Origin of the sequence: Pseudanabaena sp. FACHB-1998, from assembly GCF_014696355.1 — a bacterium.
Taxonomy (GTDB): Bacteria; Cyanobacteriota; Cyanobacteriia; order Pseudanabaenales; family Pseudanabaenaceae; genus Pseudanabaena.
The window spans coordinates 123,375-136,096 of sequence record NZ_JACJQA010000027.1 but is presented as its reverse complement, the minus strand read 5'-3'; the positions used below and the strand labels follow the sequence as shown (position 1 = coordinate 136,096).

Annotated in this window: 13 protein-coding genes; 5 read left to right on the top strand and 8 right to left on the bottom strand. The window is 43.1% G+C overall.

All coding sequences use genetic code 11. The features are described from left to right. The first annotated feature begins 52 nt into the window (after nucleotides 1-52). On the top strand, nucleotides 53-1,174 hold the full coding sequence (locus tag H6F42_RS10875; RefSeq protein WP_242018404.1) for a DnaJ domain-containing protein: 1,122 nt from the start codon (nucleotides 53-55) through the stop codon (nucleotides 1,172-1,174). A 190-nt stretch (nucleotides 1,175-1,364) separates the two neighbouring features. Beyond that, complete coding sequence (locus H6F42_RS10870) at nucleotides 1,365-2,267, top strand: endonuclease/exonuclease/phosphatase family protein (protein WP_190399374.1); 903 nt, start codon at nucleotides 1,365-1,367, stop codon at nucleotides 2,265-2,267. Nucleotides 2,268-2,391: 124 nt separating this feature from the next. Here the strand turns inward: H6F42_RS10870 and H6F42_RS10865 are convergent, their stop codons facing one another. Beyond that, a complete protein-coding gene (locus tag H6F42_RS10865; RefSeq protein ID WP_190399373.1) occupies nucleotides 2,392-3,189 on the bottom strand; it encodes a class I SAM-dependent methyltransferase in 798 nt (265 codons plus the stop codon). A gap of 137 nt (nucleotides 3,190-3,326) precedes the next feature. Between H6F42_RS10865 and H6F42_RS10860 the strand changes: the two genes are divergently transcribed. Further along, on the top strand, nucleotides 3,327-4,034 hold the full coding sequence (locus H6F42_RS10860; RefSeq protein ID WP_190399372.1) for a YggS family pyridoxal phosphate-dependent enzyme: 708 nt from the start codon (nucleotides 3,327-3,329) through the stop codon (nucleotides 4,032-4,034). A 24-nt stretch (nucleotides 4,035-4,058) separates the two neighbouring features. On the opposite strand, the gene H6F42_RS10855 is transcribed toward H6F42_RS10860, so the two are convergent. From H6F42_RS10855 to H6F42_RS10825, 7 genes are all read right to left on the bottom strand, one after another. Continuing rightward, nucleotides 4,059-4,733: a lipase gene (locus H6F42_RS10855; protein WP_190399371.1), complete on the bottom strand. Its 675-nt coding sequence runs from the start codon at nucleotides 4,731-4,733 to the stop codon at nucleotides 4,059-4,061. A 56-nt stretch (nucleotides 4,734-4,789) separates the two neighbouring features. After that, nucleotides 4,790-4,993: a hypothetical protein gene (locus tag H6F42_RS10850; protein WP_190399370.1), complete on the bottom strand. Its 204-nt coding sequence runs from the start codon at nucleotides 4,991-4,993 to the stop codon at nucleotides 4,790-4,792. Continuing rightward, nucleotides 4,990-5,598, bottom strand: a complete 609-nt coding sequence (locus H6F42_RS10845; protein WP_242018403.1) for a Uma2 family endonuclease — start codon at nucleotides 5,596-5,598, stop codon at nucleotides 4,990-4,992. Before H6F42_RS10845 ends, H6F42_RS10850 begins: the two co-directional genes overlap by 4 nt. Before the next feature lie 102 nt (nucleotides 5,599-5,700). Continuing rightward, nucleotides 5,701-6,642 (bottom strand): hypothetical protein, encoded by a 942-nt coding sequence (locus H6F42_RS10840; protein ID WP_190399369.1) that lies wholly within the window; start codon nucleotides 6,640-6,642, stop codon nucleotides 5,701-5,703. 150 nt (nucleotides 6,643-6,792) lie between these two features. Next, on the bottom strand, nucleotides 6,793-7,722 hold the full coding sequence (locus tag H6F42_RS10835) for a glycosyltransferase (protein WP_190399368.1): 930 nt from the start codon (nucleotides 7,720-7,722) through the stop codon (nucleotides 6,793-6,795). Nucleotides 7,723-7,897: 175 nt separating this feature from the next. After that, on the bottom strand, nucleotides 7,898-9,529 hold the full coding sequence (locus tag H6F42_RS10830) for a glycosyltransferase (protein ID WP_347272302.1): 1,632 nt from the start codon (nucleotides 9,527-9,529) through the stop codon (nucleotides 7,898-7,900). 349 nt (nucleotides 9,530-9,878) lie between these two features. Then, nucleotides 9,879-10,640 carry a ribonuclease III domain-containing protein gene (locus H6F42_RS10825; protein ID WP_190399367.1) on the bottom strand — a complete coding sequence of 254 codons (762 nt, stop codon included), beginning with the start codon at nucleotides 10,638-10,640 and terminating at the stop codon, nucleotides 9,879-9,881. A 79-nt stretch (nucleotides 10,641-10,719) separates the two neighbouring features. Between H6F42_RS10825 and H6F42_RS10820 the strand changes: the two genes are divergently transcribed. After that, nucleotides 10,720-12,054, top strand: a complete 1,335-nt coding sequence (locus tag H6F42_RS10820; protein ID WP_190399366.1) for an ABC transporter substrate-binding protein — start codon at nucleotides 10,720-10,722, stop codon at nucleotides 12,052-12,054. A gap of 172 nt (nucleotides 12,055-12,226) precedes the next feature. Continuing rightward, nucleotides 12,227-12,619 (top strand): type IV pilus biogenesis protein EbsA, encoded by a 393-nt coding sequence (gene ebsA, locus H6F42_RS10815; RefSeq protein WP_190399365.1) that lies wholly within the window; start codon nucleotides 12,227-12,229, stop codon nucleotides 12,617-12,619. The last annotated feature ends 103 nt before the right edge of the window (nucleotides 12,620-12,722 follow it).

Below are 12,722 nucleotides of genomic sequence, written 5' to 3'. Positions count from 1 at the left end.
TGTAATTGACCAGTCAGTTTTTTGCATAGTTTTTAGTGGGCATCTAGTAAACATGAATAAGCCCCAGCCGCCAAAAGCACAGTTTATCCGCTTCGATCGCGGAATTAGTCAGTATAACCATGACTACTATGCTGCTTTGGGCTTACCACTTATTAGCAACTCTAACTACATTCGTAATGTCTATTTGCGGATTGCTCGGATTTTGCATCCCGATGTTTATGGTTTTTCGGCAGATGAAAAAATCATTGCTACGCAATATCTAGCTAAGTTAGTCAATCCTGCCTATAACGCTCTGATGAAGGAGCAAGATCGCAGTGCTTATCAAGAAATCTTTAAATTGCTTGCCAAACGCTTAATGCTAAGGTCACGCAATATTACAATTCATTCGGAGAGTGCCTGTGAGTTGATCATGACTCCCAGTGAGGATGTTTACGAGCGATTAGTTACGGAGATTGCCAAAGTCCAATATCAATCGCTTCCTCAAATTCTAGATTATACGGCTCAAATTAGTGAGCTAAATCTAGTTTACATTCTTTATAAAGCGGGCTATCGACATGGGGCAAGCAATATGCCCCCAGTTCTTGCCCCGAAGCTAACACCTACAAGCACCAAAATCCATACTAGTAACCCACTTCCGCCTCCCTCAAAACCTAGTTATGGATATAATCTTCAGTATGCCTTTGAAAAGGAGGAAATCAATCTGCACATTAAGTCGGAAGACACTGTAATTCAGGCTAGAGCGGATGAAACTTTGATTCAAGATGCGAGTGAATCTGGTGAGAAGGCAATGATTAACAATCGCATTAAAGTCTGTGAAATCTATATATTGCAGAGTAATTGGAAAGCTGCACTCCAAGATTTGCGAGAGATCTTGAGAATGGATGCAAATAATAGTAAATGTCTGGCTTTACTGGGCGTGGTTTATATAAATATCAATCAACTTCAAATGGCAAAGGCAAGCTTTAAGCGATCGCTTTATATTAATCCTCAAGAACCTCTAGCCCTAAAGCATCTTTTGGAATTGGAAGAGTCTGATAATCCTCCAAGTAGTACCGACAAAAATGCGAAAAATTCCGCGAAGCCTAAGCCTACTAAAATTAAGAAACCCAATATTCAACCAGAGCATGGATGGTTATCCCATTTACTCAAATGGATTTCTTCTCGGCGCTCCTAAAGGGTTAGGACTTACGCATCGGGTAGATGTGGCGCGGGCTTCGCCCGCGCCACATCTACCCAAAATCCAATAAATTATAGCTAAACGTATGTGGCGATCGCTTGTTAAATTTTTTCAATCTGTTAAAACTAAAAGCCCTGTAATTGCGATGCAGTGCTTTGCACCGCATTGCAATTACAGGGCTTTGGGCTTGGCAATCAATATTGTTATCGCCTCTGGCTGCTCCAATCCCCTTAATGCAAGTCTAACTGCAAGTTCCGATAAAATCCGTTTAGGAACCTTTAATTTAGAAAATTTTGACGGATTGAATAGTGAAAAAGTCGATACGGTGAGCCAAATTATTGAACGTAATTTTGATGTGATTGGTTTACAAGAAATTAGCCCGATCGCGGCGGATAAACTAAAAGAGAAACTTAATAAATCACAAGTATGGGAATTTATCTTAGGCGAGACGGGAAATAAACAGCGAGTTGCTTTGTTCTATCGCAAGGATTTAATTACCGCGCAAAAGGTGACGGAATGGAAGCAGGTAAATCTGACGGGGACATTGCGATCGCCTTTGGTGACTTATCTAAAGACTATGCCTGACGGTAAAGGTTTTGATTTTACTTTGGTGGTGGTGCATCAAAAAGGTGGTGGTGGTAAAGATGCTGATCGCTTACGACAAAATCAAAGCGATCGCCTCCGCAAAGAAGTGGATCAATACCAAAGTAATCCCCAGTCTGATCCCGATTTAATTCTAGTTGGCGATTTTAATAGTCCTACATGGGCTGACCAAAATCGCGGTTTGAGAGATGCGCCGCTTACTTTTTTAACGCGCAATGTGGAAACTGATGCAAAGGAAAATTGCTTAAAAAAGCGTGGTCTACCCAGAGCCATAGATGGTCGTCCCAGATTCTCTAATCGTGGGACGGGCTGTGTGATTGACCATATTGCGATTTCTCAGGCTCCCAAGGGTGCGGAAGAGGAATATATTCCGCAATCAATTCAAATACTCGATCCGCAAAAGGATTTGGGCTTTGATAGCGATCGCACCTATTTCTCTAAAGTCTCCGACCATTTACCCGTCAGAGCAATCTTTCGCGCTAAATAGAAAAGCAAGAGTTAGTCAATACAAACCAAAACCCCAAAAGCGAGTTGCGGCGATTCGCGCCGCAACTCGCTTTTGGGGTTTTATGTTTAGAGCAAGGAAAGAGGGGCTAAGGATGTGTTTTCGCTTATTTGATTTGGCACAGGTAATAAAGCCACATATCAGCATTAGCGTTCAAATCCTCTGGGGTAGTGATTTCTAAACCACTTTTCCAAGAATATATTTTGATATTGTCGAAAGCCGCTTCTAATTGATTGAGTTGCTCTTGCGGTCTAATGTAATACTGTTTCAATCGAAAATTATGGGATTCATCTTGAATGATCTCATAATTGGTAGATTTGATTCTTTTTAAAGAGATAGAACGATTAAAGAAGCGTAGAAGCCCAAGCATAACCAAGTTTACATAGGTTGTTAATGGATTGAAGCTGATCTGATTTAGCCAGTTAAATTCTCGCTCTAGTCCTTGCAAGCTATGGCTTGAAAAAAAGAAATATCCTCCCGACTTCCCAATACGGCTGATTTCTTGAAATACCTGTAATCGCTCCAGATGCGATAGCGTGTCTAAACCATTAAAGCTAAATAAAATAAAGTCAAAAGAATTATTGGCAAATTGACTCATATTTCTAGCATCTCCTAGTTCAAATTTTCTTGATCGAGAAGATAATTGAGTAGAAGCTGGAAAGCGTTTCTGGCAAGCCGTAATCATCTCCTGAGCATAATCAATTCCCATATATTCTTGAACAATTTCCGAGAAATGTTGAGTAGTGCGTCCTCCCCCTACGCCAATATCGAGCATTTTGATCCTTGACCATTCATTCCTGAACAGATTGAGAATAGTTTGTTCGGCGGGTTGTAATTGGCATAGCTGGCGGTAATGATTAACAATCTCACTAGCCGTATAAACTTGATGATTACGATCAACCATGAGGATTCACGGCTAAAGGAAAATTGGGGCTGATTACTGGCATTTTAAAATCAAAAGAGTCGGGCTTATCAACATATCATTTTGCTAGACTAATAAGTAGCTAGGAATAATTACAGCAAGCTTGTGAACTGGATTTCATGACCGAATTTACTTCTGATTCAATTGGTTGCCCGATCGCCGATCGCCTCCATCTAATTCGCGCAAATATTCCACCAGAGGTGAAACTTGTTGCGGTTAGTAAATATACGACTACGGATGCAGTGCGGGCTGCCTATGCCGCAGGAATCAGGAACTTTGGCGAATCGCGCGTGCAGGATTCTAAGATTAAGCAAACGGAATTAGCGGATTTAGCGGATATTACTTGGCATATGATTGGTTCCTTGCAGAGTAATAAAGCAAGGCAAGCGATCGCTCAATTTGATTGGATACATTCGATTGATCGCCTTAGTTTGGCGGAACAATGCGATCGCTTAATTCAGGAACTAGGAAAATCTCCAAAGCTGCTATTGCAAGTGAAGTTAGCGGAAGATCCGAATAAATCAGGTTGGACAGAAGCGGAACTATTGGCGGATTTGCCCGAATTAAAGAAACTGCAAAATCTGAATATCGTAGGGCTAATGTCAATTTTGCCTTTGGGCTTAAGTGAAGCCCAAGCCTACGAAGTCTTTGAGAGCGTGGGGAAATTAGCCGCAAAACTGCGATCGCTTGGTTGGAATAATATTCAAGAACTCTCAATGGGAATGTCGGCGGACTATGCGATCGCCGTTAAAGCAGGTGCAACGATGATTCGGGTAGGTAGCCAAATTTTTGGCGTTGCACCTATTCATAATGACAGGGAAAAATAGGGCAGGATTTGTGAACCTCGAAATCTATAAATACTCCGCCCAAATATCCACTACTTCTTGGGAGCCATACCACTTTCCCGATCGTGGAGAATGATAGACCCCATCGATCGCCATATTCTTCGCTCCCTTCAAATAAGCCGCCTCAATGGGAATGATCCCATCGCCCCAGACATCACCTTGACCGATGGTGAGTTCATAACTACTGTAGGCAAGCCATTTTTTAGGTGTGGATTTTTTACCCTGCACCACATTTCCCGCTATACAGATATATTCAATATCATCATAAAAAGCATCAGGATAGTTGTCATTGACAAAGCCTAAATTTGGCAGTGACCAAGGTTCAAGACTACGTTGGGGAGTTCCCAGACAAACTAGTTTTGCAACTTTAGAACGTGCATTCCAAACCTTGTCATAATAAGGGCGATCGCCTAGATAAATCCGTGAGAGCCACCCCCCTGCGGAATGGGCAATGATATTTACTTTGGATGCGCCAGTTTTGGCTAATTCCTGATTTACGGTTTGGTCAAGTTTTTCTAAGATCGGCGCGATCGATCTTCCGCCCACCGTGGGAACCCAGTCCCACCACTTCAAAGGAACTACGGTTGCCGATAAATTTTTGTGGTGTAATTTTTGGGCGATCGGTATGTAATCCGATGCACCTGCGAGATATCCCGCCAGAATAATATTGGGAGTAGTCATATAAAGCCCAGAATGGATACCCGAATATATAAAAAGTGCTTTGCACTTTTTATATATTACTTTTCATCAGGGCGTTGACTCAGGCAACTGCCCCCGCGTGCAGCATTGCGAAAAGTTTGCACAACTTCCACACTATTCACATAACCACAGTAAGGGCAATAAACCTGTTCCCCCACTTGTGGCTCAATGTCCGCACGGCTCCACCATTTACGACAGCGATCGCAATGAAAGTGATAGAGAAATTCGAGAGAAACTTTCATAGGCTTGAGCGCAATGATTGCCGAAATATTTTCAAGGCTTCAAGGGGTGATGCACTTAGAATACAGCGCTGTAATGTTGCCATGTTGAGATTCGGCAAAAATTTGCTAGTTGAGGATTTGCAATACTGGCGATCGCCTTGAGAATCTAGATGATAAATATCAAGAACGCCATCTTCCCATAGCCAAACTTCAGGGACTCCGAGCAAATAATATTTCTTTAATTTCTCCGTATTACCGCTAGTCAAAATTACTTCTATGACAAGATCAGGAACCTTTTTAGGGCTACTAAAGCTATAGGACTCATCGGGCTGTAAAGAGACTTGTGCTACTTTTTCTTGAGTGGCTTGCCCCATCGGGAAAAACTCAATTTCCATCTCTAAAAAATACAATTCCAACAATGCGCCAATAATCGTTTTAATTAGCTCATGATCGACTGAGGTAGACACAATCTCTAAAATTCCTTCGTAATAGGCCAGCCGAATTCCCCTAGCATCCGCAAAACCACGCTGAATCAGCTTGAACTGTTCCCATGTGATTAAGGGCTGTTCAATTCTAATCTCAGGATTTGGTTTGGGCTGAGTTAGTAACATTTCGATAGGCGGCATACACACCTTTAACGTTGTACCAATTTAAGAAAATTCTAGCGATTTTTAGGACTGGTTAGAGATTTCCGCGATCGCTTAGTTATTTTGGGGCGCAGCGATCACTCAAGCTTCTTGCTGAATCACCAACACGCGCACTTTTGACTCAGTTGTGGCAATATCTGAATCTACAGGATCATTTTGATTTTGTTTTAAATCAAGCTTTAATCCCAGAAATTCCAAGGATTGACATACAAGCTCACGGATGATCTCTGAATTATCACTTGATTCTGACGTAAACACGATCGCATCCATACCGCCTAAAACCATCAGCATCGAACCTAGGCAAGATCGCAAGCGGTGAAGATAGATATCCAAGGCTTGCTTTGCTCTCAGGTTATCGGTATCAATTGCTGAGCCGACGGATCTCGGCTCTGAGGAAACCTCAGAAGTACCAACTAAACTGGAGCTTGTATCAATTGATGCCCCAGAATCTGGTTGGTTGTCCTTTCGCATCATTTCATTTAAGACTTTAGAATCAATGGAGCCAGAACTGTAATCAATCATCAAACCTTCTAAAGGTGTAAATCCAGTAGCCGTATCGATTATTTGACCATTGTGAATGGCGGCAAGAGAACAACCATTATCTAAATTGCAAGTAATCAATCTCAGTTCTTTGATATCCCGCTCTAAGACTTCAGCAGATCGTTGAGCGCAATAATAATGGCTACTTTCATTAAGTCCATAATGTCTTTTATCAACTTCCGCGGGAACGCTCGAGACAGTAGAGACGCTAGCAATCTCTGAGTTATGAGAAATGGTTTCTAGCTTATTCTTAGCAGGATCATCCCTTTTTAAGGAAGGCTTCTCAACAATTTCTTGCCAATCCAAATCGAGACTTGCACAGATTTCAAAAAATGTATATCGCTCAATTGGTTTGCCAGCAAAAAATCGCCAGATTGGTTGGCGCGTTTTGACACCCACTTCAATGGCTAAATATTCTTGAGTCCAACCCTTGTAATCAAACTGCTTCTTGGCTTGTCTGATTCCTTCTGGTGACGCTTTCAACGATCGCTTAGAAATAGTAAAAACTCCTGTTCCTAATTTGGTAATACTGTGTTGATTTTAGACAAAAGCCACTAACTCTGACATATATATTTGTAATAAAATCAAACGGTTGATATAAATTCAGTATTTTTTAAGTAAAATGTGCAATTTTTAAAGAAGAGTGTTTGATTTAGTTAAAGCTGCCTCACGATAAGCGGCGTATACGCCTTTAACGTTGTACCAATTTAAGAAGATTCTAGCAATTTCAAGGGCGAGTTGGGGCTTGCCGTGATTGATAAGCCATGTGAGTAATGGACGTAGCGATCGCTCATTTAATAAACCACCTACCGACAATACGCCCCAAAGAACCACATGGAACCAAGTCATCTGAATCATCATTCTTACTTCCCATGTGGGATGTTTTTGATAAAACACAACCCCCATGCGTCCGCGTTGCTCTTCCACATCCACCAGTCGCGGTAATTGCTCAATCGTAAAAGCGGGATGCCAATGGTAGCCCACGGCTTCAGGACATTTGATCAGCTTTAAGCCTAAATTCTTTAGCCTTACGCCTAGTTCGAGATCTTCCCAGCCATATTGACGGAAGCTAGGATCAAATTTTCCCGCCTCAATCAACCAATGCTTAGCGATCGCCACATTTCCCGTTGCAAAGAATGCTGTAGAAATATCTTGGATCTTGACCTGTGCGGAAGTGGGATCTTCAAAATTGCTGGTATTAATCACTAAGCCATAGGTAAAGGCGCGATCGCTATTCTCTAAAGCCTTGGCATGGGCGGACAAAAATACAGGCGTAACCACTAGATCGCTATCAATAAATACAATCGTTTCGCCATTTGCCACATCAATACCTGTATTGCGGGCGATCGCGGCTCCCTCATGGTTTTGCTGAAATAGCCGCACATGGGGAAAATGATCGGCATGGCTTTGCAAAAATTCTACCGTGCCGTCGGTGGAGCCATCATCCACCACGACTATCTCGTAGGGTTGGGTAAAATCTTGAGCTTCCATAGCTTGCAAACATTTTTGCAAGATGGGCAAGCGATTATAAGTCGGAATAACAATTGACCACATAATCCTCATTATAAAAAGAAGAGGGTGCTAAGGCACCACCAAAAATAAAAGAGGGCGCTAAGCGCCCTCTTTTATTCTGTTATAGCTATAGTCCCTGTATTAGGAAATAAGTGTAAGGCGGCGCGAAGCGCCGCCTTACACTATCTGGTTTTTATGCCCTAACAACAATGGCGACAGCTATATTTTAGTTGCGGGATTGTTGCCAGCTTTGCCAGAGGGTCAGACCACCCACATAGCCATAGCTCAAGGCATATAAGACCATAAATGGCAGAGTCATATATAGCCCCTTATTAAGCGCAATCACACAGGCGATCGCACTGTAAACACATAGCCCCATCTCAATCCAAGCAGTGGCATCTAGAGGGATTTTATAAGCCTTATTGTCCCAGCGATCACTCTTGTACTTAATGTCAAATTTGGGCGTGCGGCGGAAATTTGCCCCAGTATTCGACAAACCAGCAAACACCGCACGGCTATTACTCCAAGAAATGCCTGTACCGAGAATAGCTAATAGGAAAATGCGCCCAAGGCGGCGATACCAAGACTTGGGATATAGATCACGCTGAGCATGGAAATATAAAAATGGGGGGCCAAAAGTTGCAGGTAGCATAAACACTGACCACACACTTTCAAGGGAGATCCGCAAGGCGATCGCATCGTCAGGGGTCACGAGCATCAAAGGAATGGAGATCAAAATCAACATCAGCATCAAAGGATGCGCCGAATAGCCCGTTAAATGCATGGTGGCTTGAAATTTCACCCCAAGACCTATATCCTCAGCTTGCCAGATTGTGCCAATTAACTTTTTCGCACATTGGATGCTGCCTTTTGCCCAACGGAACTGCTGCAACTTAAACGCCAGCATGGCAACAGGCAACTCCGCAGGAGCGACAATATTATTGTCATAGACCACTTGCCAACCCTTAAGCTGAGCGCGATAGCTCAAGTCCATATCTTCCGCTAGTGTATCAGCGTGCCAACCACCCGCATCAAGGATGGCTTGGCGATTCCAAATCCCCGCCGTACCGTTGAAATTTAGAAAATAGCCATTATTGCATCTTGCCTCTTGCTCGATCGCAAAATGTCCGTCAATACCCGTCGATTGCAACTTCGTCAATAACGAATATTCCGAATTGATATGCCCCCAACGGGTCTGCACTACCGCAACCTTAGCTTCAGGCGATTCCACATAATGACGGATCGTATCCTTGAGCCAATTTGCCGAAGGAATAAAATCAGCATCAAAGATAGCAATGTAATTTGCCTTGACCAAGGGCATCGCATCTTGCAAAGCTCCCGCCTTGAAACCAGTGCGATTTACTCGATGGATATATTCAATCCAAAAGCCCTTGCTTTGATATTCGCGAACAGTTTCACTCAGAATATCTTGCGTGTCGTCAGTGGAGTCATCCAGTACTTGAATTTGCATCCGATCGCGAGGATAGTCCAGATTGCAGACAGCATCTACTAATCGGCGCGATACATAGCGCTCATTAAAAATCGGTAGCTGTACGGTGACCACAGGCAAGTTATCGGTCACGGTGAAATGCTCAGGCGGATCGACTGCCAAAACATAACTATTGAAGTTATTGTTAAAGCTTTTGTCGAGGCGAAACTGGTCAAAATTGTCGAAATTATTGACAGCGATCGCACCTGAACTTGATGATGGCGACGCTGTAACTTGGGCTGTTTGATATTCTCTGGCAGGATTGAGCTTAGGAAAAACAATTTGTTTCCTTAGAGAACGTCTCAGCTTATGGACAGCAGTGAGCCAATAAGCATTTAGCCCATAAAGTAGTAGCCACACTGCTGCCACAGTGTTAATGATGGCTAGGATCGCTATTAGTATCAGAATGACTCTTGACTCCTTCTTACCACACGAAGCACCAATCCTAAAGATTGATTAAACAAATTAAAGTAGCACACTAAGAAATATTACGATGCTAGCCCCATATTTGTAGAAAAATTTACGATTTGGCACTAAGTATTTATACACTTACCTGAGAGGCTTAATAAATATCTGAGGACATAAAAATAAGAAATCATGGCTTTGCCCTCCTTTCTTATAACAATTTACGAAAGTGTGACAACACTTTTGTAAATTAAAAACCAAACCCCGTAAGGATTTTAAAAGCCAAAAATGGCTACGCCATTTTTGGCTTTGGTTATTGGTCTTGAGACATTTGCTGCAAGGCGATCGCGGCGGCTTCCTGTTGGGCAGCTTTGATACTTTTGCCCTGCCCCGTTCCCCAGCAGCGATCGTCAAACCAAACTTCGACATGGAAAATATTGTTTTGATTATTTGGAGGATTATTTGAGGAATTATTTTGCTCTGGGCTTGGCACGTTGCGATACTCTGGCAAACGCTTCCACCTGCCTTGGGTGAGTTCTTGCAACGCAACTTTGTAATTACCCAAGGCAGGAATAGCCAGCAAAGCCTCTGCAAAGCGATGCATATGCGGATCGAGCCAATTGCGAATAAAGGCTAAGTCTTGAGTATTAATAAATAAAGCTGCCATTAAAGCTTCGAGCGCATCAGCAAGAAGCGATCGCAAAGCCTGCGAGTCATTTTTAGCGGCATTCGACACCACTACATATTTCTGTAATTCATAAATACTCGCGATTTCGGCAAGGGTCTTGTCACTGACTAGATGCGATCGCAAAGCCGCTAAATCTCCCACCGAGCGATCGCCATAGCGCTCTTGCAAAAATAAACTGACCGACAACCTGAGAACGCTATCACCCACAAATTCCAATTGATCATTGTTATAACTAGTCGAAAAACTGGGATGCACTAAAGCGCGATCGATTAATAACCAATCAAAACCTTGAGAGTTGCCCCGTTCTAACTTGGTTTGATCTAGCCCCATTTTCTCTAATAAACGGACTAGCTCCCTTTGGCGGCGAGGATCAATGGTAGATGACATGGCATTTTAATCAATTACAGATACAGTCAAAGATACAATTACAGCAATTTGATAAACATCATCGTAGTTCATCGTAACCATGACTAAAAGGTTTTTTTCCACACTTTGTCTAGCTTTGCTAGCCACAGTGACCACGATTTGGATAGTAGCCTGTCAGCCTAGCACCACCACTCCTAGCTCTGACTCCACCAGCACCACAAAGACCTCGACCGCACCTTCAACAGCCACAGGTTCAGGTGGTGGTGTCAAAGATAGCCTGCGACTCGGTGCATTGCTACCGATTACGGGCGACTTGTCCTCCATTGGCTCGCCGATGATCAAATCTATTGATTTTTTAGTAGATACAGTTAATAGCTGTGGCGGTGTGCTTGGTAAGCCCATCACCTACATTAAAGAAGATGATCGCACCGATCCTCCCGCAGGAGCTGAGGCAATGACTAAACTAGTCAAGGTCGATAATGTGGGCGCAGTCGTTGGTTCTTTTGCCAGTAGCGTATCCACCGCCGCCCTCGCAATTTCCGTACCTAACAAAGTTTTGCAAATTTCCCCTGGTAGCACCAGCCCTGTATTTACCGAACGCGCCAAAAAAGGTGAATTTAGTGGCTACTGGTATCGCACTGCGCCCCCAGATACCTATCAAGCCCTAGCTCTAGCTAACCTTGCCTATAAAAAAGGCGCGAAAAAAGTAGCAACCTTAGTAATTAATAACGACTATGGTGTTGGTTTTGAAAAAGCCTTTGTGGAAGCCTTTGAAAAACTCGGCGGCACAATCGTAAACAAAGCCAAACCCACCCGCTACGATCCCAAAGCAACTACCTTTGAGGCGGAAGCAAAAGGCGCATTTGGTAGCAAACCCGATGCGGTTGCAGCAATTCTCTATCCCGATTCTGGTGGTGCTGTCATCAAGGCAGCCTTTGAGCAAGGTTTAACTAAAGATGTCAAGATTCTGCTCACCGATGGTGTAAAAACCGAAGATTTCCCTAAGTTAATTGGTAATACTCCTGAAGGCAAACTCATCCTTGCGGGGGCGATCGGCACAGTCCCCGGAGCCGATGGCAAATCCCTCGACACCTTTACCAAAGCTTTTAAAGAAAAGACAGGTCAAGAGTTGGGCGCATTTGTTCCCCATTCCTATGATGCCGCCGCCCTTGTAGCGATCGCTGCCGAAGCCGCCAAAGATGGCACTGGCGAAGGCATCAAGAGCAAAATCCGTGAAATCGCCAACGCCCCCGGACAAGAAGTCAGCGATGTCTGCGAAGCAATCAAACTAGTCAAAGCAGGTAAAGACATTGACTATCAAGGCGCAAGCGGTAACGTTGATTTGGATGAATATGGCGATGTCAAAGGTAGCTATGACGTATGGGAAGTTCAGCCCGACGGCAAGATCAAAGTAATTGATCGCGTATCTCCTTAATTAAAAAATTTCCCAGCCTACGGCTGGGAAATTTTTTAAATTGCGTATCTCCTTAGTAAAAAAAATTAAAAATTTCCCTCACCGTAGGTGGGGGAAATTTTTAATTAGACAAAAACCTGCTAATCTTTTTGTAAAAAATCAGGCATCTACAACCTATAGAGTCTCTATTTCTATGACGATTGAACTCAAAGCTGCGCCTCCGCAAGAAGTTTCCATCTACATGCCCTACTATCGCGAGCCAAACAAGCGACAAACTCTACCCTATGCCATTTCCTTATATAAGCAAGGAGAAATCGCGGGCGAGCGACGTATTGAAGGTAGTCCTGCGGTGTCTTTTATGGCAGTATGGCGGGTGGCGAACCTGCCCTCAGATTTAGCTTTATGCCGTCTTACCTTTGATGGAGACGCGGATATGAGTTATGAAATGACCTTAGAAAACTCAGAATTTGTGGGCTACTTAATTGATGTGGTTTCTAGTATTCGCGATAAGGGTTACGTTGACTTTCCCCAAATTTTTTACAGCAAATTGTTTCGGATGAAATTGGCTAGTTCTGAAGGCAATTAAATTATTAATTGTTTTTTTAGCCAAGGGCATCCCAAAAAATATCAACTAATGTATAATCCTATGCTCAAATCTTGCTAAAAAAAACAAAGTCAGCTAAAGTCCT

What these genes read in the sequence shown, in the direction of transcription:
- H6F42_RS10825 (WP_190399367.1), bottom strand. Translation starts at nt 10,640, where the DNA reads ATGTCATCTACCATTGATCCTCGCCGCCAAAGGGAGCTAGTCCGTTTA.
- H6F42_RS10820 (WP_190399366.1), top strand. Translation starts at nt 10,720, where the DNA reads ATGACTAAAAGGTTTTTTTCCACACTTTGTCTAGCTTTGCTAGCCACA.
- H6F42_RS10875 (WP_242018404.1), top strand. Translation starts at nt 53, where the DNA reads ATGAATAAGCCCCAGCCGCCAAAAGCACAGTTTATCCGCTTCGATCGC.
- H6F42_RS10835 (WP_190399368.1), bottom strand. Translation starts at nt 7,722, where the DNA reads ATGAGGATTATGTGGTCAATTGTTATTCCGACTTATAATCGCTTGCCC.
- H6F42_RS10845 (WP_242018403.1), bottom strand. Translation starts at nt 5,598, where the DNA reads ATGCCGCCTATCGAAATGTTACTAACTCAGCCCAAACCAAATCCTGAG.
- ebsA (WP_190399365.1), top strand. Translation starts at nt 12,227, where the DNA reads ATGACGATTGAACTCAAAGCTGCGCCTCCGCAAGAAGTTTCCATCTAC.
- H6F42_RS10850 (WP_190399370.1), bottom strand. Translation starts at nt 4,993, where the DNA reads ATGAAAGTTTCTCTCGAATTTCTCTATCACTTTCATTGCGATCGCTGT.
- H6F42_RS10860 (WP_190399372.1), top strand. Translation starts at nt 3,327, where the DNA reads ATGACCGAATTTACTTCTGATTCAATTGGTTGCCCGATCGCCGATCGC.
- H6F42_RS10855 (WP_190399371.1), bottom strand. Translation starts at nt 4,733, where the DNA reads ATGACTACTCCCAATATTATTCTGGCGGGATATCTCGCAGGTGCATCG.
- H6F42_RS10865 (WP_190399373.1), bottom strand. Translation starts at nt 3,189, where the DNA reads ATGGTTGATCGTAATCATCAAGTTTATACGGCTAGTGAGATTGTTAAT.